General features: G+C 59.5%; 24 protein-coding genes. 15 read left to right on the top strand and 9 right to left on the bottom strand.

Annotated features, from left to right (window positions below; all coding sequences use genetic code 11):
• Positions 1 to 109 precede the first annotated feature (109 nt).
• From AC1Q6D_RS19945 to AC1Q6D_RS19920, 6 genes are read left to right on the top strand one after another with little or no spacing between them, the layout of a single operon-like run.
• A complete protein-coding gene (locus AC1Q6D_RS19945) occupies positions 110 to 1,054 on the top strand; it encodes a PDR/VanB family oxidoreductase (RefSeq protein ID WP_103402702.1) in 945 nt (314 codons plus the stop codon).
• 17 nt (positions 1,055 to 1,071) lie between these two features.
• Entirely contained in the window at positions 1,072 to 2,403 is a 1,332-nt protein-coding gene (locus tag AC1Q6D_RS19940) for an aromatic ring-hydroxylating dioxygenase subunit alpha (protein WP_103402701.1), read from the top strand.
• The gene (locus AC1Q6D_RS19935; RefSeq protein WP_103402700.1) at positions 2,393 to 2,926 is read left to right on the top strand and encodes an aromatic-ring-hydroxylating dioxygenase subunit beta; all 534 of its coding nucleotides are present in this window, start codon (positions 2,393 to 2,395) and stop codon (positions 2,924 to 2,926) included. The genes AC1Q6D_RS19940 and AC1Q6D_RS19935 overlap by 11 nt, the downstream gene beginning before the upstream one ends.
• Positions 2,926 to 3,519 (top strand): cysteine hydrolase family protein, encoded by a 594-nt coding sequence (locus AC1Q6D_RS19930; protein ID WP_103402699.1) that lies wholly within the window; start codon positions 2,926 to 2,928, stop codon positions 3,517 to 3,519. The genes AC1Q6D_RS19935 and AC1Q6D_RS19930 overlap by 1 nt, the downstream gene beginning before the upstream one ends.
• Positions 3,519 to 4,304: an SDR family oxidoreductase gene (locus tag AC1Q6D_RS19925; protein ID WP_490183020.1), complete on the top strand. Its 786-nt coding sequence runs from the start codon at positions 3,519 to 3,521 to the stop codon at positions 4,302 to 4,304. The genes AC1Q6D_RS19930 and AC1Q6D_RS19925 overlap by 1 nt, the downstream gene beginning before the upstream one ends.
• Positions 4,305 to 4,331: 27 nt before the next feature.
• A complete protein-coding gene (locus AC1Q6D_RS19920) occupies positions 4,332 to 5,564 on the top strand; it encodes a dienelactone hydrolase family protein (RefSeq protein WP_103402697.1) in 1,233 nt (410 codons plus the stop codon).
• Positions 5,565 to 5,632: 68 nt separating this feature from the next.
• On the opposite strand, the gene AC1Q6D_RS19915 is transcribed toward AC1Q6D_RS19920, so the two are convergent.
• From AC1Q6D_RS19915 to AC1Q6D_RS19900, 4 genes are all read right to left on the bottom strand, one after another.
• A complete protein-coding gene (locus tag AC1Q6D_RS19915; protein WP_090463710.1) occupies positions 5,633 to 7,150 on the bottom strand; it encodes a nucleobase:cation symporter-2 family protein in 1,518 nt (505 codons plus the stop codon).
• Between the two features lie 398 nt (positions 7,151 to 7,548).
• Positions 7,549 to 8,376 (bottom strand): arylamine N-acetyltransferase family protein, encoded by an 828-nt coding sequence (locus AC1Q6D_RS19910; RefSeq protein ID WP_103402696.1) that lies wholly within the window; start codon positions 8,374 to 8,376, stop codon positions 7,549 to 7,551.
• Between the two features lie 113 nt (positions 8,377 to 8,489).
• Entirely contained in the window at positions 8,490 to 9,284 is a 795-nt protein-coding gene (gene xth, locus AC1Q6D_RS19905; RefSeq protein ID WP_103402695.1) for an exodeoxyribonuclease III, read from the bottom strand.
• Between the two features lie 214 nt (positions 9,285 to 9,498).
• Positions 9,499 to 11,070, bottom strand: a complete 1,572-nt coding sequence (locus AC1Q6D_RS19900; protein ID WP_256590089.1) for a sensor domain-containing diguanylate cyclase — start codon at positions 11,068 to 11,070, stop codon at positions 9,499 to 9,501.
• Between the two features lie 190 nt (positions 11,071 to 11,260).
• Between AC1Q6D_RS19900 and AC1Q6D_RS19895 the strand changes: the two genes are divergently transcribed.
• Positions 11,261 to 11,728, top strand: coding sequence for a hypothetical protein (locus AC1Q6D_RS19895; RefSeq protein ID WP_103402693.1), 468 nt, complete (start codon positions 11,261 to 11,263; stop codon positions 11,726 to 11,728).
• A 96-nt stretch (positions 11,729 to 11,824) separates the two neighbouring features.
• Here AC1Q6D_RS19895 and AC1Q6D_RS19890 read toward each other — a convergent pair whose 3' ends face one another.
• Entirely contained in the window at positions 11,825 to 13,576 is a 1,752-nt protein-coding gene (locus AC1Q6D_RS19890) for a L,D-transpeptidase family protein (RefSeq protein ID WP_103402692.1), read from the bottom strand.
• A gap of 83 nt (positions 13,577 to 13,659) precedes the next feature.
• On the opposite strand from AC1Q6D_RS19890, the gene AC1Q6D_RS19885 reads away from it, so the two are divergent.
• The 4 genes from AC1Q6D_RS19885 (at position 13,660) to AC1Q6D_RS19870 (ending at position 16,169) form a co-directional block, all read left to right on the top strand.
• On the top strand, positions 13,660 to 14,364 hold the full coding sequence (locus tag AC1Q6D_RS19885) for a murein L,D-transpeptidase catalytic domain family protein (RefSeq protein WP_103402691.1): 705 nt from the start codon (positions 13,660 to 13,662) through the stop codon (positions 14,362 to 14,364).
• 87 nt (positions 14,365 to 14,451) lie between these two features.
• Positions 14,452 to 14,844 carry a hypothetical protein gene (locus tag AC1Q6D_RS19880; RefSeq protein ID WP_103402690.1) on the top strand — a complete coding sequence of 131 codons (393 nt, stop codon included), beginning with the start codon at positions 14,452 to 14,454 and terminating at the stop codon, positions 14,842 to 14,844.
• A gap of 112 nt (positions 14,845 to 14,956) precedes the next feature.
• Positions 14,957 to 15,226: a heavy-metal-associated domain-containing protein gene (locus AC1Q6D_RS19875; RefSeq protein WP_047531299.1), complete on the top strand. Its 270-nt coding sequence runs from the start codon at positions 14,957 to 14,959 to the stop codon at positions 15,224 to 15,226.
• Between the two features lie 178 nt (positions 15,227 to 15,404).
• On the top strand, positions 15,405 to 16,169 hold the full coding sequence (locus AC1Q6D_RS19870; protein WP_371919873.1) for a transporter substrate-binding domain-containing protein: 765 nt from the start codon (positions 15,405 to 15,407) through the stop codon (positions 16,167 to 16,169).
• A 144-nt stretch (positions 16,170 to 16,313) separates the two neighbouring features.
• On the opposite strand, the gene AC1Q6D_RS19865 is transcribed toward AC1Q6D_RS19870, so the two are convergent.
• Positions 16,314 to 16,535, bottom strand: a complete 222-nt coding sequence (locus AC1Q6D_RS19865) for a hypothetical protein (protein WP_047531303.1) — start codon at positions 16,533 to 16,535, stop codon at positions 16,314 to 16,316.
• 602 nt (positions 16,536 to 17,137) lie between these two features.
• Here AC1Q6D_RS19865 and dusA point away from each other — a divergent pair.
• Positions 17,138 to 18,133: a tRNA dihydrouridine(20/20a) synthase DusA gene (gene dusA, locus AC1Q6D_RS19860; RefSeq protein WP_103402688.1), complete on the top strand. Its 996-nt coding sequence runs from the start codon at positions 17,138 to 17,140 to the stop codon at positions 18,131 to 18,133.
• Positions 18,134 to 18,310: 177 nt separating this feature from the next.
• On the top strand, positions 18,311 to 19,237 hold the full coding sequence (gene tal, locus AC1Q6D_RS19855; RefSeq protein ID WP_103402687.1) for a transaldolase: 927 nt from the start codon (positions 18,311 to 18,313) through the stop codon (positions 19,235 to 19,237).
• Between the two features lie 96 nt (positions 19,238 to 19,333).
• Here the strand turns inward: tal and rssC are convergent, their stop codons facing one another.
• Together rssC and rssB are read right to left on the bottom strand one after the other, a co-directional pair.
• On the bottom strand, positions 19,334 to 19,816 hold the full coding sequence (gene rssC / locus AC1Q6D_RS19850; RefSeq protein ID WP_047531307.1) for an anti-sigma factor antagonist RssC: 483 nt from the start codon (positions 19,814 to 19,816) through the stop codon (positions 19,334 to 19,336).
• Complete coding sequence (gene rssB, locus AC1Q6D_RS19845; protein WP_047531309.1) at positions 19,816 to 20,997, bottom strand: two-component system response regulator RssB; 1,182 nt, start codon at positions 20,995 to 20,997, stop codon at positions 19,816 to 19,818. The genes rssC and rssB overlap by 1 nt, the downstream gene beginning before the upstream one ends.
• A gap of 275 nt (positions 20,998 to 21,272) precedes the next feature.
• Here rssB and AC1Q6D_RS19840 point away from each other — a divergent pair, with 275 nt between their 5' ends.
• Positions 21,273 to 21,572 carry a PilZ domain-containing protein gene (locus AC1Q6D_RS19840; RefSeq protein ID WP_103402686.1) on the top strand — a complete coding sequence of 100 codons (300 nt, stop codon included), beginning with the start codon at positions 21,273 to 21,275 and terminating at the stop codon, positions 21,570 to 21,572.
• 64 nt (positions 21,573 to 21,636) lie between these two features.
• Here AC1Q6D_RS19840 and AC1Q6D_RS19835 read toward each other — a convergent pair whose 3' ends face one another.
• Positions 21,637 to 22,326 carry an MlaA family lipoprotein gene (locus AC1Q6D_RS19835; RefSeq protein ID WP_103402685.1) on the bottom strand — a complete coding sequence of 230 codons (690 nt, stop codon included), beginning with the start codon at positions 22,324 to 22,326 and terminating at the stop codon, positions 21,637 to 21,639.
• A 201-nt stretch (positions 22,327 to 22,527) separates the two neighbouring features.
• Here AC1Q6D_RS19835 and pcrP point away from each other — a divergent pair, with 201 nt between their 5' ends.
• The gene (pcrP, locus tag AC1Q6D_RS19830) at positions 22,528 to 23,148 is read left to right on the top strand and encodes an HAD superfamily inactivated hydrolase PcrP (RefSeq protein ID WP_103402684.1); all 621 of its coding nucleotides are present in this window, start codon (positions 22,528 to 22,530) and stop codon (positions 23,146 to 23,148) included.
• The last annotated feature ends 96 nt before the right edge of the window (positions 23,149 to 23,244 follow it).

Below are 23,244 nucleotides of genomic sequence, written 5' to 3'. Positions count from 1 at the left end.
TTCAGGAAGTGGTCACTCTCGCCAGAAGTGGATACCGGTTTGCCGTTTGCGGCTTTTTTGACCCTCTCAGGCTTCATACAGTGGCTACGAATTCAGACAGGAATTACGTATGTCCAGCCTCTCGCTCAGGGTCCAACAGATCGAGCCCCTGACCCCCAGAATCCGCCGCGTGCTGCTGGTGTCCAGCGATACCCAGCCGCTACCGGACTTCACCGCCGGAGCTCATCTGGAGCTTCATGTACCGGGAACTCGCGCCCAACGCCGGGCCTATTCGCTGGTCAATCTGCCCGACGGCAAACACTACGAAATCGCCGTCCAGCTCGAAGAAACCAGCACCGGTGGATCGCGTTGGGTGCACTCGCTCAAGGTCGGCGATGAACTGCTGGCCGATGCGCCACGCAACCACTTTGCACTGTGCGAAAACACTGAGCATGCGCTGCTGATCGCCGGTGGCATCGGCATTACGCCCATGCTGAGCATGGCCCGCTCACTGCAAGCGGCGGGCAAGTCTTTCACCCTGCATTACGCCGGTCGCGATGAAGCGCAGATGGCCTATCTGCCCGAAGCGCGCGCCTGCCTCGACAACCATTGCTGGATCAGCGGCGGCGACCCGCAAAAGCGCTTGCCCTCCGCCGCGATCCTCGCCGCGCCAAAACCCGGTCTGCACCTCTACATCTGCGGCCCGACCGCCATGATTAACAGTGTGCTGACCTGCGCTCGCGAACAGGGCTGGGCAGAAGATCACCTGCATTACGAACTGTTCAGCGGCGCGCTGGAAATGGCCGGCGATCAGGGCTTCGAGGTGCACCTGCGTGAAAGCGGCGTGAACCTGCAAGTGGCCGCCGGGCAAAGCGTGCTGGACGCCATGCTCCAGGCCGGCCTGGACCCGATGTTCGACTGCCGGCGGGGTGACTGCGGCGTGTGCGTCGCCCAGGTCATCGACGGTCAGCCCGATCACCGCGACATCTGCCTGTCGGAGCGCGATCGCGCCAGCGGCAGTTTCTGCACCTGTGTCTCCCGTGCCAGCAGCGCGCTGCTGGTACTCGATCTGTGACAAGCCGAGGACATCCCGTGATACCGACCAACGAGCAAATCGCTGCCTTGATCCGCGAGGACAGCGTACACAAGAGCGTCTACACCGACCCGACCCTGTTCAAGCTGGAAATGGAGCGCATCTACGGCACCGCCTGGATTTACGTCGGCCATGAAAGCCAGGTCAAGAACCCCGGCGACTACCACACCACGCGCATCGGCGATCAGGACGTGATCATGGTGCGCGGCGCCAACCAGCAGGTCAGCGTGCTGTACAACCGCTGCCCGCACAAAGGCGCCAAACTGGTGGCTGACGGTGACGGCAGTGTCGGCAGGTTCTTCCGCTGCCCGTACCACGCGTGGACCTTCAAGCTTGACGGCCAGCATTTGTCGGCGCCGCTCAAGAGCGGTTTCGAAGGCACCTGCTACGACCCCAAACACCCGGATTTTTCCATGGTCAGTGTGGCCCGCGTGGAGGCCTATCGCGGCTTTGTGTTTGCCAGCCAGGCGGCGTTCGGACCGGACCTGAAAACATTCCTGGGCGGCGTCATCACCTCCATCGACAACCTTTGCGACCGTTCTCCAGTCGGTGAAGTCGAGGTGGCCGGCGGCATTTTCCGTGTTCAGCAGCGCTCGAACTGGAAAGTGTTCTACGAGAACCTGCACGACACCATGCACGCTCGCGTGACCCACGAATCGTCGGTAGACGCCGCGCGTGACGAAGCCCAAGCCATCGGTGAAATGCCCTTCGAGCTGCTGATCATGGACGGCAATGGCGAACCCTACGACTTCTGGGAAAAGCTCGAACTGCGTGCCTACCACAACGGCCACGGCTACATGGAAGCGATCTTCGATCCGGGCGCCGCCGAGCGCGACGAGGTATCCCGTGCCCACTTCGACTGCCTGAGCCAGGCCTACGGCGAGCAGCGTGCCAAGGAGATCCTGGGCATGAACCGCCACAACACGGTGATTTACGGCAGCGGCTCGCCGCACACGGTGTTCATGCAGTTCCGGGTAATCCGCCCCATCGCCGTGGACCAGACCATGGTCGAGATCCAGACCTTCCGCTGCAAGGGTGCTCCGGATGCCGTGTTCGACCGCGCGCTGACCTACGCCAACGTCATCAACTCGCCCTCCTCCAACGTGATGCCCGACGACGTCGAAGTCTATGCCCGCTGCCAGGAAGGCAACATGACCCGCGGTGGCGAGTGGATCAGCATGCACCGCTACGCGGGTACCGATAAACCGCTGGAAGATGGCGCAGTATCCACCAATGGCACCAGCGAACTACCAATGCGCAACCAGTTCGCCGCCTGGAAACAGTTCATGACTGCCACCCTGATTGCCAAGGAGAGCACCCATGTTGCTTGACCGCCGAATCGACGTCGACACCTGCCGGTTGACCCCTGCCCAGGTTCCTGCCGAGACCCTGCGCCAAATCGAACAGTTTCTTTATCAGGAGGCGCGCCTGCTGGATGAGCGACGTTTCTGGGAGTGGGACAAGCTGTTCACCGAGACCGGCATGTACTGGGTGCCGCACAAGCACGAGCAAGCCAACCCGTTCGACCATATCTCGCTGTTCTGGGAAAACCGCATGCTGCGCGAGGTGCGGATCCGGCGGGTGGAAAACGCCCGCAACTGGTCCCAGCAACCGCAGACCCAAACCGCGCACCTGGTCGGCAACGTGATGGTCGACGGTCTCGACGCCCAAGGCCTGCTGGTGGTCAGCGCCAACTTCCAGTACAGCGAATGGCGCCTAGAACAGCGCCAGCTCGCCGGTCGCTACACCTATAAATTGGCCGCACAGGACGGTGGTGGCTGGCGGATCCAGCTCAAGCGCGTGGATCTCATCAACTGCAATGATGTGTTCGCCAACCTTGAGGTGTTCGTGTGATGAACACGCCGCTGGTCATCGCCCTGCACTACCAGAACGATGTGTTGCACCCCGAAGGCAAGATTCGGGTCGGACTGGGAACCGATGACGATATACGCGCCGCGCTGCTCGATGCTGCCGGCCGGCTACTTGCCGGCGCACGTGCCAGGGGTTGGCCGATTGTCCACGTACGTGTCGCGTTCCGACCGGACTACGCCGACCTGATTCAGAATGCGCCGATTCTGCGCACGGTCGCCACCCTTGGCGCCGCCCGGGAAGGCAGTTGGGGGGCGCAGTTCCTCAGCGCTCTGGCCCCGCTGGACAGCCGCCACGAGTTCGTCGTCACCCATAACCGGATCAATGCGTTTTATGGCTCACCGTTGGAAACCCTGGTGCGTCAGTTCAATCCTTCGCACCTGTTGATTGCTGGCGTAGCGACCCACTCAGTGGTCGAAAGCACAGTGCGTCATGCCGTGGATTGCGGTTTCGAGGTGACAGTAGCGGCGGACGCCTGCGCCTGCGCGGACAGCGGCGCACACACGGCCTCGCTGGCAAGCATGTCGTTGATCGCCCGCATCAGTCACGTCAACGAAGCGCTGGAGGAGTTGGCATGATGCTCGAAGGCAAAGTGGCGATTGTGACCGGCAGTACCCAAGGGCTGGGGCTGGACATCGCCCGGCAACTATTGGCTGAGGGGGCTCAAGTGATGCTCGTGGGGCGCAACGCCGACAGTGGTCAGGCATTGGCGCAAGCGATGGGTTGCGGGTTTTCCGCCTGCGACGTGGAGCGCGACGAAGACATCGACGGGTGTATCGCTGCCACACTGGCCCACTTCGGCAGGCTCGACATTCTGGTCAACAACGCTTGCCTGTATGCCGACCAGGGGCTGGCTTCGGATCGCGCGCAGTGGCTGAAAACCCTGAACGTCAATCTGGTGTCGGCGGCGATCTTTACCCAGAAGGCCGCCGTGTATCTGCCTGGCGGTGGCGTGGTGATCAACATCGGCAGTACCGGCGGAAAATTCGGTGCCGCCGGGCGCGCACTTTACCCCGCCTCCAAGGCCGGTATCCTGCAGCTGACGAAAAACCTGGCCATGACCCTGGCCCCGGCGCAAGTCCGAGTGCTGAGCGTATCCCCGGCCTGGACCTGGTCGCCAAGCGTCGCCGAGTTCAGCGACAACGATCCGCAACTGGCCGATCGGGTCGGGGCACCCTTTCATCCTCTGGGGCGTATTGGCCGGGGTCATGAGATCGGCAGCGTGGTTGCCTTTCTGTGCAGCGCCGGTGCCGGCTGGATGACCGGCGTCGATGTGCCAGTGGATGGCGGTTTTTCGATTCTCGGGCCCGACCGCGGTGTGTCGCCGCGGGCGTGGTTCCAACAACACCGTGACAGCCAATAAATCTGATAACCGAATGAGGTAGATGACATGGGCAAGATGATTGAGATCAGTGCAACGGACAGCAGCGCCACGTTCAGCGGTTACCTGGCATTGCCAGCCAGCGGCAAGGGCCCCGGGGTGGTGATCGGCCAGGAGATATTCGGGGTCAACGCCAATATGCGCGCCGTGGCCGATTTCTATGCCGAGGAAGGCTATGTGGCGCTGGTGCCTGACCTGTTCTGGCGCCTGCAGCCAGGCGTTGACCTGGGCTACACCGAAGCCGATTTTGCGGTGGCCATCGATCTGTTCCAGCGCCTGGATGTGGACAAGGCCGTCACTGACATCGACGCCAGCCTCAACGCCCTGCGCGCACTGCCCGAAGTCGAAGGCGCGGGCCTGGGTTATGTCGGTTTCTGTATGGGTGGCAAACTGGCCTGGCTGACCGCCACGCGCACCAATGTGGCCTGCGCCGTCGGCTACTACGGAATGGGCATCGAACACCTGCTGCACGAATCGGAAAACCTCAAAGGCCGCCTGGTCCTGCATTTTGCCGAAAACGATGGTTACTGCGACGCCAGTGCCCGCGCCCGGATCAGCCAACACCTGGCCGGCAACGACAAAGCCGAAGTCTACGTGTACCCAGGCGTTGACCACGCCTTCGCCCGCGCCGGAAGTTCGCACTACAACAAACCAGCCTCCCTGATGGCCCATGAACGCAGCATCGCCGCCCTCAAACGCGAGATCGGCCCCCACTTCGACCTGTCAGCACTGTGGGAAGAACACATCCGTCACGAGTTCGACACCCGCGACGTACCCGCCACCATGGCGACCATGGTCGCCGAACCCTACGTCAACCATATTCCCACCATGACCGGCGGCGTCGGTGCCAAGGAACTCAGCCGGTTCTACCAGCACCATTTTGTCCACGGCAACCCGCCGGACATGAAACTCATCCCGATCTCGCGCACCATCGGTGCACTACAGATAGTCGATGAGTTCATCATGTGCTTTACCCACAGCACCGAAATCGACTGGATGCTGCCCAACGTGGCTCCGACCGGAAAATACGTCGAGATTCCGATGCTGGGGGTGATCAAGTTCCGGGGGGACAAGCTGTACCACGAGCATATCTACTGGGACCAGGCCAGCGTCCTGGTGCAGATTGGCTTGTTGAACCCTGAAGGGCTTCCGGTGGCAGGGGTCGAAACGGCGAGAAAGCTTCTGGATGAACAACTGCCGTCCAATACGTTGATGGGTCGCTGGACGCAAAGCGAGTACTAGAGACCGAAAAAATGCAAAAGGCCGATCTGTCACACAACAGATCGGCCGTTTTTCATTCGTTTGAAACGTCAGACATGCTCGCTACTTTTCGCATGCATCGCCCGCGGCTCTCCATGTCCATGGTCGGGCTCCACCACCGGAATCTCCTTGCCATCGCAGTCATGCAGCTTGCCGTCACTGAAGTAATCCCCTTCGCGCAACGCCGCCAGGTCCTGATAACGCAGCACCCGCTCGGTCCCTGCGGCAAATACTGACTGCTGGTCGGAGTTGCCGGCGGTCAGGTGGTTGAACGTCAGGTTCAGCACGATGGCCATGATCGCCGAGGAACTGATGCCGGAGTGGAAAATGGTGGCGAACCAACTTGGGAAGTGATCGTAGAAGTTCGGCGCAGCGATGGGGATCATGCCGAAGCCGATGGAGGTGGCGACGATGATCAGGTTGACGTTGTTGCGGTAGTCGACCTTGGACAGCGTACGGATACCGCTGGCGGCCACCGTGCCGAACAACACGATACCGGCGCCACCCAGCACGGAGGTCGGCACCGCGGCGATGACACGCCCCATGAACGGCAGCAGGCCGAGGATGACCAGGAACAGCCCACCCGTGGCCACGACAAAGCGGCTCTTGATTCCGGTCACCGCCACCAGCCCGACGTTCTGGGCAAAGGCGCTTTGGGTGAATGAGCCAAAAATCGGCGCGATCATGCTCGACAGCATGTCGGCACGCAGACCGTTCCCCAGGCGCTTGGAATCAACCTTGGTGCCGATAATTTCACCGACGGCCAGTATATCGGCCGAGGTTTCAACCAGGGTCACCATCACCACAATGCACATCGACAGGATCGCGGCGAAGTGAAAAGTCGGCATGCCGAAATGGAACGGCGCAGGAAAACCGAACATCGGGCCCTGGGTCACGGACGAGAAATCCGCCATGCCGAGCACCACCGCGACGATCGTACCGATGACCATGGCCAGCAGGATCGACAAACGGGAGATGGTCGCGCTTCCAATCTTGCTCAGAAACAGCACCAGCACCAGCGTCACAGCGGCCAGGCCAATGTTGGCCATGCTGCCAAATTCGGGCGAATGGCTGTTACCGCCCATGGCCCAGCGCGCCGCCACCGGCATCAGCGTCAGGCCAATGGTGGTAATCACGATGCCAGTGACCAGCGGCGGGAAGAACTTGGTGATTCGAGAGAACACCGGCGTGATAAGCAAACCAATCAGGGATGCCGCAATCACCGCTCCCAGAATTGACTGAAACCCGCCCTCGCCGCCGCTACTGACAATCGCCACCATGGTTGCGACACCCGAGAATGACACGCCCTGTACCAGCGGCAACTGACAGCCGAAAAACGGTAGACCCAGGGTTTGCAGCAACGTGGCCAGCCCCCCCGCAAACAATGAAGCAGCAATCAACAAACCAATGTCCGCCGGCGAAAGCCCGGCTGCCTGACCGATGATCAAAGGCACCGCGACGATGCCGCCGTACATGGTCAGAACATGTTGCAGGCCGTAAGCCATATTCGCGCCGACCCCGAGATTCTCATCTTCAGGCCGTTGGTGTGAAACATGGGGCGTTTTCATGTTAGGGGGTTCCCTGGTTTTTGTTATGCGCACACTGTATTCAAGACTCAGGACAACTGTCTATAGAATTGTATACAACTAGCCAGTCAAATTATGAACGGTTATCCATGCAGCCTGTGTGCCAGTGTGTGCAACCTTCTAAAAAACCACGGAATATATCCGCACAGGCCGTCGATCCTGCGCTCACCCGTCTTTCGAATTCCGGGCGACCATCATCCATACCCGCTTGTGTTTATAGGCAAAACAATCGTTGCAGGGTCTGAACACTCTGGGAAAGGCGCGCTCAAAGCGGTCAGTGAAAATCACAAGGAGACCGAGCGTGAAGCGAGCCCCGGAAAAGTGCGAAAAAGGGGCAGAATTATCCAATTCGCCCCTTTTTTGTGTGCACGATGTTCTTGCTATTGCGGCACTATCAATCGTTCAAGTGTGCGCATCAACGTCGCATGGGCCGGTACACGTATGTCGAACTCGCTCTCCAGCAAGCCGATCAACGCCTGAACATCGGCCACTTGCCGACGCTCGCTATCAAGCCCCACGCGATGAATCGCAAAACTGCCGTTGTTGAGTGTACGCCGCCACCCCTCCCCGGTCCGCGCCACCATCAGTTGCCTGGCGAACGGTGATTCAGGGTGGGTCGAGACATACCAGTTGCCCACGGCGTAATCGATGTCCTCCTGGCGCTGCAGGTCGAAGATGTACATCGCTCGCCATTCGTCCGCGACCCTGGCGCTCAGGGTGTAGCCATCGACGTGTTGCTCGATGCGATAAGACTCATGCGGCGTGGGTTGTTCATCGGCAGTATCGAGCAACAACGGTGCGGTGGGCACCATGCCGCCGAAACCGACGTCGCTGATGTAGCGTGCGCCGTCCAGGGTGACCAGGCTCAAGCGGTGAGTGCGGGCTGTCCACGCGCCTTCGGGCTGGCCCATGACCACGCGGCCGCTGATCCCTCGCGCCTCGAATCCGAGCGATTGCAGCAAGGCCAGATACAGATTGTTGAGCTCATAGCAGTACCCGCCTCGCCCCCCGTGCAGGACTTTCTTCTCTACCGAAGGCAAGTCGATCAGCACGGGTTCGCCGGATAACGTGGTCAGGTTTTCAAACGGGAACACGCCGGTATGGCGCAATTGCAGTTGTCGCAGGGTTTCCAGGGTCGGCGCCGGGGGCGCGCCGAAACCCAGGCATCGCAGGTATAACGCGAGGTCGGTCAGGCGTGGCTCGCTCATTGTTCAGTCCTTATGCACGCAGGCTGCGGATCGTTCCGCCGATGGGCGCTATGTATAAGGGAAGAACCGCCGTGGCCGACAATTGAATTAACCAATCGCCCCCACTCCTAATGTCAACGACGTTTGCGCGAATCCAGTTGAATCCAGGTCGGTGCGTGGTCGCTGGCGTGGGCTTCGTTGCGCACCCAGGCATCGACGCCAGCCGCCTGCAGATAAGGGCTCAAGGCCGGATTGAGCAGCAAGTGGTCGATGCGCAGACCTGAATTCTTCTGCCAGTGTTGGCGAAAATAATCCCAAAAGGTGTAGAGCCGATCCTGCGGATACAGGTATCGCAAGGCGTCGGTCCAGCCCTGATCCAGAAGGCGCTGATAACACTCGCGGCTCTCGGGTTGCAGCAGCGCATCCTTGAGCCACGAACGCGGGTTGTAGATGTCCAGGTCAGTCGGCACCACGTTGTAGTCACCGGCGAGCACCACCGGATGCTCGCTGCGCTGAAGGTCCCTGGCATAGGTAATCAGGCGCTCGAACCACGCCAGCTTGTAGTCGAACTTCGGCCCCGGCTGCGGGTTGCCATTAGGCAAGTACAAGCAGCCCACCAGCACGCCGTGAACGGCGGCTTCCAGGTACCGGCTCTGGCTATCGCCGTCATCGCCCGGCAAGCCTCGCCGGCTCTCCAGGGGCTGCGCATCCCGCGCCAGAATCGCCACGCCGTTCCACGCGGTCTGCCCCTGCCAGACGGCACCGTAACCGATGGCCTCCAGCTCAGCGGCGGGGAACATACTGTCCACCGACTTGAGTTCCTGCAAACAGGCGATGTCCGGTTGCTCACGTTCGAGCCAGGCCAGCAGGTTCGGCAACCGGGCGCGCATGCCGTTGACGTTGAACGTCGCGATTCGCAACTTTTTCATGGCCATCAGTCCTGTTACCAAGGGTGTCCTGATTGTGACCCTGATGGCTCGCAGTGGTTGCGCTGGCTGGCGCGTATACGGCGTAACAGATGCGTAGCCCTATTCCGGGCTCGGCGAAGCTAACCGAACTCTAGACGATCAAATGAACGAGATCTGACAGGCAGACAATCGGTTGCTCAATGTGCTGCAGGGTAGAAACAGCCACGGGCGGACTTCAACGATCCGAACGCGCCAACACCTCGACACCGCCCTCCATCGACAGCACCGCCGAGCGATTGCGCCCCGAATGCTTGGCCTGATAGAGCGCCGCATCGGCCCGCTGGATGAACACTTCCATGCTGTCGTGCCCCGTCGGCACAAATGAGTAACAACCGAGGCTGACCGTCACGTAACCGGTAGGCGACCCGCTGTGCTTGATGTTTTTGTCCATGACGCTGCGGCGAATATGTTCGGCAATGGTCATGGCGCCGTGGATGTCTGTGTCGGGCAGCAGCACGGCAAACTCTTCACCACCATACCGCACCGCCAGATCGGCCTTGCGATGGCAGCAATTTTTCACCGATCGCGCCACCTGGGCCAGGCAGTGATCACCGACCACATGACCATAGGTGTCGTTGTAGCGCTTGAAAAAATCGATATCGATCATGATCAGGCTCAGCGCACTCTGCTGCCTGGCGCCACGCCCGAACTCGATGTCCAGCGCACGCTCGAACAAGCGGCGATTGCCCAGGCCGGTCAGGCTGTCATGGGTGGCAATCAGCTCCAGCGCTTCCTGGGCCTTGCGCAGATCCGCCTCGACTCGCTCGCCGACGCGCACCTGGCGAATGAACACCCAACCGAACACCCCCACACCGAGCATGACCAGGGCAACGATGAGGCAGGAACGAAACGCGGTTTCGTACCACCCCGCAAGAATCGTATCCTTCGACGAAGCCGCCGAGACCACCAGTGGATAAGCCTCCAATTGTCGGTAGCCAAACAAGCGGACAACGCCGTCCACCAATGAAGTCGACATGGCACTGCCGGAGGGCGCCCGGGGCAGGAATTTCTCGAAGACCTCGCTCCTGGCCAACGACGTGCCGATCTTCGACTCGATGAAGGGCCGGCGTGCCAACAACGTTCCATCGGTCAACCCGAGGAACATCGAGCCGTTGTCGTCGATGCTGAAGCTTTTGAAGAACTGGTCGAAGTACGACATTTTGATCCCGGCCATCAACACGCCCTGGAACTGACCGTTCTTGTCGTTCACCCGCCTGGAAATCGGAATGATCCACTCCCCGTTTTCCCGGCTGCGAATCGCCGGGCCGATGTGCGCCACGGTCGACACATTTTGCTGATGGAACTTGAAGTACTCGCGATCCGCGACACCAGAACCGCGAGGCATATTGTCGAACGAAGTCACCACCCACTGCCCTTTCTGATCGAACAGAAAGATGCCGTGCAATTGATTCAGCGCCTGCACGCGTCGGGCAAAGGTTTTCTGCAGGCCAGGTCGCTGGGGCGGGCCAAACCCGTCGATTTGAATCCAGTCCACCAGACTGGTGAGCACCAGATCGGCCTTCATGAACGTATCTTCAGCCTGCTGCGCCATGGCTCGCGTCAGGTTCGACGAAGCGATCTGGGCCTGGCGCAGGTCATGGCTGCGGGACTGCTCCAGTTGCAGGTAAAGCAAACCACACAGGCACAGACACACGGCGGCGATGAAAAGCACCGCAGCCTTGCGCAACGGCAGGCGTTTCGATGCGACGCTGGGCGCGTGATGCGGATCATCTGGGCGTAAGAGCAAAAAATCATCCTGTAGGGGCAATGCATGGGCACCGGCCCAAAACCCCCTCATTTTTGTGCGCGCAGTCTACGGGTTTATCGGGGATAAATGGCAACCACTTGCCCGGTGGTGACGCGGACATGACCCAAGACAAAAGCTGCATCCCCCGGGAGGAGCTACGATTAGTCATACATCAAGACAGGGAATCGAAATGACCAAGGCAGACGAACTCGCCGCAAAGCTCAAACACACCCGGCATACCAGCGCTGATCAGGTCATCGACAGCTGGCCGGGCCAGGTCTACGAGCTGTATCACCGCATCGAGACCTGGCTGCAGCCCTTGATAGAGGCCGGTTTGACCCTGCGGCGCAATCCCACGCACGTGTTCGAGCGCCACCCCGATGGCGAGACGTACGACTATGCCATCGACCAGTTGGTGATCACCGGCAATGACCACAGCATGACCTTCGACCCCGTCGCCCGCTTCACGGAAGATGGCGAAGGGCGTGTCGAGATCCACTGTGATAGCAACGAAATGGCACTGTTGCGCACCCTTGACGAACACGGTGAAACCCACTGGTGGCTTCAAGTCGTCGAGCAAGCCGCACAACAAGCGGATGCGGTGGCCTTGACTGAAAACGGACTGCTGTCGGTGGTGCAACAAGGGCTGGAACTGTAGCGGGTCACCGCTTTTCATAGGCGTCCGGCGTGCCGGCGAAAGCGTCATTGAGAGCGCCTTCGCCGGCACGCCGGCCCCTACCGGCCCAACATCCGCTCACTGCTTGCTTTGTTCAGTCACCACCAACGCCGTGTCCGTTCGGGGCAACTCCAGGGCTGGCAGCTTCGTGGGCAGGTTCAACTCTCGCAGTACCGGGGAGTCATAGCCATAGACGTCAGGTTTGAAGGTCACCCGGCCATCCTTGCTCAGGTCGACGGTCCAGTAAGCCAGCAGCACCGGCACCTTGACCGGCAGCATGATGTTTTCGGTTCGTCCATTGGCCAACTGCTTTTGAATGCCTTCGCTATTCCAGCGCACCGGGTCGTTGAACAGCAACTCGACCAGTTGCAGCGGGTTTTCCACCCGAATGCATCCGGAACTGGTGGCTCGCACGGACCTGGCAAACAGCTCGCGGTGCGGCGTGTCGTGCAGGTAAATGGCGTAGTCGTTGGGGAAACGAATCACCACCTGCCCGAGCGAGTTCTCGGGACCAGCATCCTGGCGCAAGGTCAGGCCCTTTGCGCTGGACCAGTCGACGGTTGACGGTTCGAGCACATTGCCCTGGCGATCGAGCACGCGGATCCGGTTGGCGGCCAGGTAGCCGGGATTCTGTTGAATCTTGGGCAACATATCCTGGACCAGAATCGTCGGCGGCACGGTCCAGGTCGGGTTGAACGTCACGTAGGTAATCTCGGACTGAAACACCGGCGTGCTGCGAAACGGCTTGCCGACCTGTACCCGGGAGCGCCAGATCGGCTGGCCATCACGGTACAGCGCGACCTTGTACCCGGCGATGTCGACGACCACAAAGGTGCCCTGCAGCTTGTAGAGCAACCAACGCGCCCGCTCCATGTTCACCCGGACCTGATCGATCCGCGCTTCAACAGGCACATTCAATGCCTCCAGCGTCGTCTTCCCCGCCACGCCATCGGCGCCCAGGTACTGTTCAGTCTGATACTTCTTCACAGCGGCAATGACACTGTCGTCGTAGTCGCTTCGCTTGCCCTTGGCCGGGGCCAGGTAGCCCGCGGCCACCAAACGGGCACGCAACTGTGCGACCGCCACACCGTCCATGCCGGGTTTGAGCGACTGCCCTTCGGCCACTTTCGGCCAACCGCCAGCGTCCCGAACCTTGCGCAGCTGCGCCAGGCTTTCACGCATGTTGCGATAAACCGTTTCCTGCGGCGGCGCCTGGGCGAAGGCCCGGGCGACATCGTGGGCATCGAGTGCGGCGAAGAAGCTGTTCATGTCCTCGCGAGGATCGACACCGACGGGGTCGAAGTTCCAGTGGAAGTCCAGCCGTGACGGGTCGACTTTACCGCGTCGCAACTGCAGTAGCGCCGTGATGTAGGTACGGGTTGCCGCCAGGTCGAACGCCGCCGATTGCGCGGGGGTCGGCGCGGTAGCCTGCAACGCCAGTCGCGCCTGCTCCAGTTCGGCAATCCGGAAATCCTGCGGGACCAGACCGTCGATTTGCGTGTCGTTGAGGCTCTTCAGCAACTGGGCGACATCGCGCCCATCCGTCCACGCCGCGCGATAGTTGCGATGGGAATAGAAATCCAGGACGACCCGATTGATATCCAGCCGCTGATGCCTGCGCGCAGTGAGCAACGGAGGAAAGGCCGATTGCAGGGGTTCGAGCACCGCTTGTATGGCTTGGCCAACGACATCATTGGGCCCGGCGCCCTGAACCACGATTGGCGGAGTTTCCGGCATGATTGCCGAAGTTTCACCGAGTGCCGTGCCGCTGATCAGAAAGACCATAAAAAATACGCGGCTTATGACGAATAACCTTGTTAATTGCCCCATGGATAATCCTTAATCTCCTGCAAATCAAAAGGCTAGCGTCCTATTCGCTGCTAGACTCGAACTATTCCTGATGAGACTGACTTATGGCGCTACATCGCTTTGGCCTCCCGCTCACAGCCCTGCTGTTGACGTCGGCTTTCCTGCCAGCAGCCTACGCTGATTCACTTGAAATCGCTCTGGCCAAAGCCGCGCCAAATGCCAATGCCAAAGTCATCGCCCTGGCGGTACGCGCCACTCAATGCACCCGCGCCCAAGGCGCAGCCCCGGCGCAGAGACTGGCAGTGATCGATTACTCACTGCCTTCGACCGAACAACGCCTGTGGGTGTTCGATCTGAAAAAACGCAAACTGCTCTTTCACGAACTCGTCGCCCACGGCCGCAACAGCGGCGAAAACATGGCCACCCAATTCTCTAACCAGAATGAAAGTTACGCCACTAGCTTGGGCCTGTTCCGTACGCAAGAAAGCTACCTCGGCTCGAACGGTTACTCATTACGCATGGAAGGCCTGGAGCCAGGCTTCAACGATAACGCGTTCGAGCGAGCAATCGTCATTCATGGCGCACCGTACGTCAGCCCGGTCCTGGCACGCGCCAACGGCCGCATCGGCAGAAGCCTGGGTTGCCCGGCGGTCAGGCCGGCGATTGCCCATCGGCTGATCGACTCGATGAAAGATGGGCAACTGCTGTTTTCCTACTACCCGGATCAGCGTTGGCTGAAGTCTTCTTCCTACATTAATTGTGGGAGCGGCACCGTGGCGTCGTCAGAACAGGCCACTAAACGCCAGTAATCAAAATGGCATCGTTTGATATGAATCAATGGCAGCCACTCGCCGAGGAATAAGCTCAGAACACTTCCTCCGTCAGGGTACACGGCCATGCACAAGCACTTCACATCACTCGTCGCCGCACTGCTCATCAGCAGCCCGTTGATCGCTTTGGCGGCGGATGAACCGCCCGCCAACACCTCGCCAACCGCATCGGCCACCGCCACCCCGCAAGACAAGGCGTTGAGCGAGCAGATGCAAAAAATGCAGGCCGCCCACGATAAAATGGCCGCTGCCAAAACCCCGGCTGAACGTCAGATCGCCATGCAGGAAGGCATGGACGCGATGCGCGGCGGCATGGGCATGATGCACGGCCATTGCCAAGGCATGGGGATGGGCAAAGGCATGGCCGGTGGCCAGGACCGCTCGAACCAGATGATGGACATGATGATGAAAATGATGGATCAGCAATCGAGCATGATGAAGATGCCGATGGGGCAATAGCCTCCCGAGAACCGCGCTTGACCTTGCCATCGTGGCAAGGCCAAACATCACCTCACGTCATCACAGCGCTGGCAGGCACTGCCCGCTACTCACGCTCAAAGAGGTTTACGCAATGAACGGTACCGAACTGCAAGTTGAAGGCATGAGCTGCGGTAGCTGCGTCAAACACATCACCGCTGCACTGCAACCGCTCGCTGGAGTGGGTGAGGTCAACGTCGATTTAGCGTCCGGTCGAGTCAAGGTCACCGGGAATGCCGAAAGCGATGTTCTTCTGTCGGCACTGAAGGACGCCGGCTACCCGGCCAGCGTGAAGACAGAAGATCATTGCGAAGGCTCGAAGAAAAAGCCTGGCTGCGGCGGTTCAGGTTGCTGCTGTCACTAAAACCGCGTCGCCTGTCAATCCGATCATCCAGACGGCAACCGCACTTGAACAAGGGCGTTCCACAGAAGTGGAACGCCCTTTTTGTTGCCAATGACAGCAAAGAGACGGGTTCACTACACTCAGTCCTCTTCGACCCTCACAAAAGCCCGAAAAAATGAAAATCCCACAAAGCGCGATAATGCTCAGCGGCCTGCTCGCTCTCTCCCTTGGTGCGTCGGCGGAAGGCACCTCCCACCTGGATAGCGTCATCCAGCAAGGCCAACTGCGCGTCTGCACGACGGGCGACTACAAACCCTACACCTCCAAAGGCGAAGACGGCGAATACGCCGGGATCGACATCGCCATGGCCCGCTCCCTGGCCGACAGCCTCGGTGTCAAGGTCGAGTGGGTGCCCACCACCTGGAAAACCCTGATGCCGGACATGCTCGCCGGCAAATGCGACATCGGCATGGGCGGTATCTCGGTCACGCTCGAGCGGCAGAAAAAGGCCTTCTTCAGCACCACGCTGGACGTCGACGGCAAAATCCCGCTGGTGCGCTGCGAAGACCAGGCGCAGTACCAGACCCTCGAGCAGATCAACCAACCCTCGGTTCGCCTGGTCGAACCGGCCGGCGGCACCAACGAAGCCTTCGTTCACGCATTGCTGCCCAAGACGCAGTTGCAACTGCACGACAACGTGAGCATTTTCCAGGAGCTGCTGGACAAGAAGGCTGACGTGATGATCACCGACGCCTCGGAAGCGCTGTACCAGCAGAAACTCAAACCGGGACTGTGCGCAGTCAACCCGACGCAATACATGCAATACGGCGAAAAAGCCTACCTACTGCCCCGCGACGACATGACCTGGAAACTATACGTCGATCAGTGGCTGCACCTGGCCAAGGCGACAGGCAATTACCAGAAGATTCTGCGGCAGTGGCTGGCAGTGCCTGACGCGAAGTAACGCGTCACACCTGCCCACCGCAAAAAACACCCCCCTGTAGGAGCCGGCTTGCCGGCGAAGGCGATTTAACAGGCAACAACGATGTTGACCCCGACATCGCAATCACCAGCAAACCGACTCCGACGGACGTCAAGCAGGACATTCTCAGTCGTCGTGCAGCAAACCCGAGCTGTACTCGCCGAAGCTATTGCTCAGCGCATTACCATGGAAATTCATCTTGTTGGGGTTGCTGTTGGTAGGCCCCGGACCAAAGCCAGCGGACGGCACGGATTCGGCCGAATACGTTTCATGAGACGTTACACCCGAACAGGCGCTCAACAGCAAAGCACCGGCGATGAGCGAGACTTTGAAGAGGTTTGAGATCATTTTTCGGGTTCCTGTGGGGTGGGTAAGCGGAGGCTTGGTCTTGTCCGTTCATCCTAGGCCGCAGGTGTGTCGGGGATTATGAAACTTTTGTTGGTTACAGCGTTGGTTCAGCTAGTGCGGTTTCTGAATGAAAAAAGAAGTGATCTTCTTCATCAGTATCGTTCCTAGAATTGATAAAGGAACTGCCAGCATCACTTCCACATGATGGGTGGCAGCTGTGCGTAGGTGTGGAAGACCGGGGATCTAGGAACCCGGCGCACCCGAAAGTGCCCCGCGCACAGCCGCCATAATTTAACAGCAGACATGAAAAAAGCGCCTGCTTAAATTCAGGTGTCGCCTTGTGCGTCTAGATCTTGTGAAGGGCTTCCACACCCTTGTCGCTGATTTTGCAGCGACTGTAGAAGGGTATCGGCTTGGATAGGGAACTTACAATATGGGCAATGTCGACGCGAGTTGAGGGAGATTTCCAACATTTGCGATATGGCATCAACGGCGTGGAAGTTCACAAGGCGCGGTTGCATTACCTCGAACGTGAATCTCAGCGAATAGCCCAATCCTGTTAAACTCCCCCACCTCCCAGCCTCACCGACTCCAGATCCCCAATGTCCGTAACCAACGCCAAGCCTGCCCCGCTCTCCCGTCGCTTTTCCGTCGCGCCGATGATGGATTGGACCGACCGCCATTGCCGTTTCTTCCTGCGCCTACTCTCAAAAAACGCCCTTCTCTACACCGAAATGGTCACCACCGGTGCTCTGCTCAATGGCGATCACGAGCGTTTCTTGCGCCATAACGAAGCCGAGCATCCGCTCGCGCTTCAGCTCGGTGGCAGCGTTCCGCTGGATCTGGCCGCCTGCGCCCGCATGGCCCAGGACCACGGGTACGACGAGGTGAACCTGAATGTCGGGTGCCCGAGTGATCGGGTGCAGAACAACATGATCGGTGCGTGCCTGATGGGGCATCCGCAGTTGGTGGCTGATTGTGTGAAGGCGATGCGGGATGCGGTGTCGATTCCGGTGACGGTGAAGCATCGCATCGGCATCAATGGGCGGGACAGTTACGAAGAGTTGTGTGATTTCGTGGGGACGGTTCGGGATGCCGGGTGCACCAGTTTTACCGTGCATGCGCGGATCGCGATTCTGGAGGGGTTGTCGCCGAAGGAGAACCGCGACATTCCGCCCCTGCGTTATGACGTGGCGGCGCGGTTGAAGGCGGATTTTCCGGAGCTGGAGATCATTCTCAACGGCGGCATCAAGACGCTGGAAGCCTGTCACGAGCATTTGCAGACGTTCGACGGTGTGATGCTGGGTCGTGAGGCGTATCACAACCCTTATGTAATGGCCGAGGTGGACCAGCAGTTGTTCGGCAGCAAGGCGCCGGTGATCAGTCGTGCCGAGGCGTTGGCGCAATTGCGGCCGTATATTGCTGCGCACATCGATGCCGGCGGTTCGATGCACCACATTACCCGGCATGTGCTAGGCCTGGGCACCGGGTTTCCGGGTGCGCGCAAATTCCGGCAGTTGCTGTCGGTGGATATCCACAAGGCCAAAGACCCGCTGGCGTTGCTGGATCAGGCGGCGGCGTTGCTTGAAGGGCGCTGACGGTCGGTTGCTTTGAACCTGTGGTCTGTTTTGGCATCGTATTTACCGATACCGCGCCCCGCCTTTCAAACATCCGCTTCAGGTTGTTGCCGCTGAGGCCATCGATACACGTATGCACCCTTGAGTGGCTGTCAGCGCTCGGGTAATGTCATCAGACCCATAGGACAGAGCACGCCCATGACTTCCAAGCTGGAACAACTCAAACAAATGACCACCGTCGTTGCCGACACCGGCGACTTCGAAGCAATCGCTCGGGTTAAACCGGTAGACGCCACCACCAACCCTTCCTTGCTGCTCAAAGCGGCGGCGATTCCTGCTTACGCTGAATTGCTGAATGCTTGCGTCAACGACTGCAAGGGTGATGTGGGCCTGGCCAGCGACCGGTTTGGCGTTGCAGTGGGCCAAGAAATCCTGAAAGTGATCCCGGGGCGCATTTCCACCGAGGTGGATGCGCGCCTGTCGTTCGACACTGACGCCGTATTGAAGCGCGCGCATCGTCTGATCGAACTGTACGAAAAGGCCGGCATCGGCCGCGACCGCGTGTTGATCAAGATCGCCTCCACCTGGGAAGGCATCCGCGCGGCGGAGATTCTGGAAAAGGAAGGCATCCAGACCAACCTGACCCTGCTGTTCTCCTTCGCTCAGGCGGCTGCTTGCGCTGACGCCGGGGTGTTCCTTATTTCGCCGTTCGTGGGCCGTATCTACGACTGGTACAAGAAAGCCAACGGCAACGACTACACCGGTGCGGAAGATCCGGGCGTGCAGTCGGTGACGCGCATCTACAACTACTACAAGGCCAACGGCTACAAAACCGTCGTGATGGGCGCGAGCTTCCGCAACCTGGGCCAGATCGAACAACTGGCCGGCTGCGACCGTCTGACCATCAGCCCGGACCTGATCGACAAGCTGGCGGCGGACACTGGCAAGCTGGAGCGCAAACTGGCGCCAGGGCATGCCGGTGAAGCACGTTTGAGCCTGAATGAAGCGCAGTTCCGCTGGCTGTCCAACGAGGACGCGATGGCGACCGAGAAACTGGCTGAAGGTATTCGTCAGTTCGCCCGCGACCAGGAGAAACTTGAGGCGCTGCTGCAAGCCAAGCTGTGATCTAGTTCAGCGCACGTAAAAAAGGGCGAACCGTTGGGTTCGCCCTTTTTTTTTGCGCATCAGGCAATAGGTTGGCTTCGCAAGGGCCTCAGGGGATCAATGCCGCTCCAACGCATTCACCAAATCATGGAACGCTTCGCGATTATGGTCGTTCAGCCCCATGAGGATCTTGTGCGCTTCCAGCACCTTGATTCGCACCACTTCTTCCGACTGGTCCTGATCCGGCAGGTCGTCCAGGCATTCCGGGCACGGCACGGGCTTGTCAACGATGTTGAACACTTGCTCGAAGCCCATGGACTGCAGCAACCGGGTGATGTCTTCGTGGGTGGTGACGACGGTCGGCAGCAGACCAACCTTTTGCCGCGAGAGAATCGACAGCTTGGCCAGAAGGCCAAGGGTGGTGCTGTCGATGCTGCGGGTTTCAGTCAGGTCGATCACGATGGTGTTGAAATTCAACGCCGTGAAGATCCGATCAATAGTCGCATCCAACGCCGAACACAGGGTCAGGCGAACTTCACCGACGAACTTGAGGACGAAGGTGCCGTCCTGCTCGGCGAACTGGATTCTACCGGTACTCATTAAAGATTCCTGCTCAACACCAACAGGGCGATATCATCCGGCATCTCCCCTAGCGTGGCCAATCCAAAAACCTGCCGCAGACCATCCAGGCTGCCGCCCGCCGCCTTGACCCGTTGGGGCAATGCAGCTTCTTTTTCTTTGAGTGTGGGTTCTGGCAAAAGGTCCAGAATGCCATCGGACATCAGCGTCAGGCTGAAGGTCGGTGGCAGTTCCAGCACGTGGTCTTCGTAGGTGGCTTCATTGAAGAGGCCCACGGGCAGGCCACGCCCTTCCAGATAACGAACACTGTCGGGTGTGTACAACACTGGCAACGGCAAATGACCACCGATGCTATAGGTCAACAAACCTGTCTCCTCGTCGATGACTCCACCGACCATTGTGACGTGTTTTCCCAGCTTACAACTGATCAGGCCCCGGTTGATATGACCAAGAACCTCTGAAGGCTTGAATTCCGGCAATGTACCGCTGCGCTTGGACTCGAACAGCAGGCGCGTGGTCATGAACTTCAACAGCACGGTGACGAAGGCTGAAGAGGCGCCATGCCCGGAAACGTCCGCCAGGTAGAACGCCACCCGGCGCTCGTCGACGCGGAAATAGTCGACGAAATCACCCGACAGGTACAGCGACGGGATGATCTGGTGAGCAAACTTGAACTCGTCGATGGTCCAGGGGCTGACCGGCAGCATGTTCATCTGCACCTGGCGACCGGCGTTCTGGTCTTCCTGGAGCAGGTTCAGACTGGCGGCGAGCTCACGGTTGGCCTTCTCCAGCTTCTCGCGGTAGCGCTGGTTTTCCAGCAGCAGGCGCGCACGATCAAGGGCCCGACGCACAGAGTGCTCGAGCACGGCCAGATCTTCGAGAGGCTTGATCAGGTAATCCGCTGCGCCCAGGCGCAACGCTTCGACCGCGTCGTTCATCACACCGGCGCCCGACACCACGATCACCGGCGTTTGCGGCGACAGCTCGGTCACCTGGCGGATGAGTTCGAGCCCGCCCATCTGCGGCATGCGCAGATCGCAGATCACCAAGTCGGGCTTGTCTTGCTCGAATACCTGAAGGCCCTGCTGGCCATTGCTGGCCTGCAAGACGCTGAAACCACTGTCTTCCAAATAGGCGGCGAGGCTCGCGCGCACTACCTCGTCATCATCGATTATCAGCAGCGTGGCACTGGTTTTTGGCATGTGGGCAAACGGCGCCAGAATTAGGTTGGCGTAGCGGCTCGGGCTTTGGCCCGGCTCAAACTACTGGATTCGCTTTCTAGCCTCTCTGTCGCACTGTTTTCGAGCATTTGCCCTACACGCATGTACACCAGAGGTGCCCTTCTAAGGCGCAGACGGTACTCCCATCCGCGAGGCGTTTCAAGCTCACGCCGATGGTCGCTTGAGGTCTACACTTGTCAAATCACCGAGAGTTATAAGAACCGTCAAAACCGTAACCCAATGGAAGGATCAATCCCATGAGCCAAACCCGTCGAGACTATAGCGAAAAGCGCGATTACATCCGCATGCGGGTCGATGCCGATGTGTCGCTGATTCATGAGGGGGATGAGGTGCCAGCCGTCTGTATTGACCTTTCCAGCAGTGGCATGCAGCTTCAGGCGCAGCGCTCGTTCAGGGTCGGTGACCGGCTACTTGTACGCATCGAATCCGAGCATGAAGCGTTGAAAGGGCTCGAAGCCGACACCGAGGTGGTGTGGGTGAAAGAACCGGAAGACGGCAATCAGAAACTCGGTCTTACAATATTGAGAATGAAATAACGTCGCTCCAGGCGAAAAAAAAGCGGCCCGATGACGGCCGCTTTTTTGTTTTATCGGTCAGGATTTAAAAATCGTCTTCGACCTGACCGTCCTTGACCTTGAATTCGCGGTTCTGCAAGTACGCGTTACGGATGAAGGTGTACTTGTCGCCAGTGATCAATTTCTCGCTCGACAGCAGGTTGGCGCGGGTGTCAGTGACATCCAGGACGAAGAACGAGTTACGCACCGGCACGTCATCCACATAGCGGTAAGCGCCAGTGTAGGTGTCGACGAATTTCGAGGGCGCGTCACGCAAGGTGCTCGGGCCGAAGAACGGCAGCATCACATAAGGACCACTGCCCACGCCCCAATAACCAAGCGTCTGGCCGAAGTCTTCATCATTGCGATGCAAGCCCATCTTGGTGCCGACATCGATGAAACCCAACAGGCCGAAGGTGGTGTTGAAAATCAGGCGTGCAGTATCGACACCGGCGGCGGCTGGCTTGGCTTGCAGCAGGTCGTTGGCCAGGTTGCGCACATCACCGATGTTCTGGAAGAAGTTATGAATGCCGTCTTCGACAAACTGCGGCGTCACGTACTGATAGCCCTGGGCCAAAGGCTTCAGCGCATAGGTGTCGAGTACGTCGTTGAACCTGTAGATCGGGCGGTTGATGCTTTCCCAAGGATCGTCTTCCGACGCTGCCTGGGCAACGAACGGAACCAGCAACGCGCTGGCGCACACACAAAGCTGAGCTAGATGATTGCTCCAGCGCATAGAAAAACTCCTTGGATTGTACTGACACGGACGCATTGGCCCGGCGGAAAGACCATCAGTATAAGACGGAAAGACTGCTTTAGGCATCATCAGGCCACTGGCGCCGCAGATGATTCTGCATCGATTGCGAGCCATTCACACCCATGTCACTCAACTGTCACCGTCGTCGCTTAGCCTTGAGGCTATTTCAGGGACGTTGACATGCCGCACGCTGAAACCTCACCTCAACCTGCGCCGCGCCTGACCGCCGTGCTGTTCGGCCTCAGTGGCTGCCTGGTGGATTTCGGCGCCCGTACGCGCCTGAACGGTGGCCACGCGGCCGAGCACGCCGAGGTCACGCCCGGCGCCCTGAAGAGCCTGCGCAGCTTGCAGCATCAACAGATTCCCTGCGCCTGGCTCGACGAACTGCCCTCCTCCCTCAGCCTTCCGTTGGCCGCCGCCCTGCCGGAATGGATCAAACCTTCGCAACACCTCGAAACAATCAATCCTTGGCCGGCGCCGCACACCTGCTGGCAAGCGTTGATGGCGCTGAACGTCGAGAAGCTGGATGGCTGCGTGCTGGTCAGCGGCGAACCGCGCTTGCTGCAAGCCGGGCTCAATGCCGGCCTGTGGACGATCGGCCTGGCGTCCTGCGGCTCGCTTTGCGGGATGTCGCCCATTGAATGGCAGGCGCTGTCGCCTCAAGAGCGCGATTTGAAACGCGGCAAGGCAACGATGCAGCTTTTCGCCCTGGGCGTGCATTCGGTGATCGATCACCTGGGTGAGCTCGACACCTGCCTGGCCGATATCAGCCTGCGCCGGCTCAAAGGCGAAAAGCCCTGATCGAGATCATGCAGGTTAGGCGGGAGTGGATTAATCTAAAGGTCAGCCATAGACCTTTGGCGCGCCATCGCGGTCTATGCCAATGCCAATCGATAA

This window comes from Pseudomonas sp. MT92, from assembly GCF_058792515.1.
This window is presented reverse-complemented; position numbering and strand designations above follow the sequence as displayed.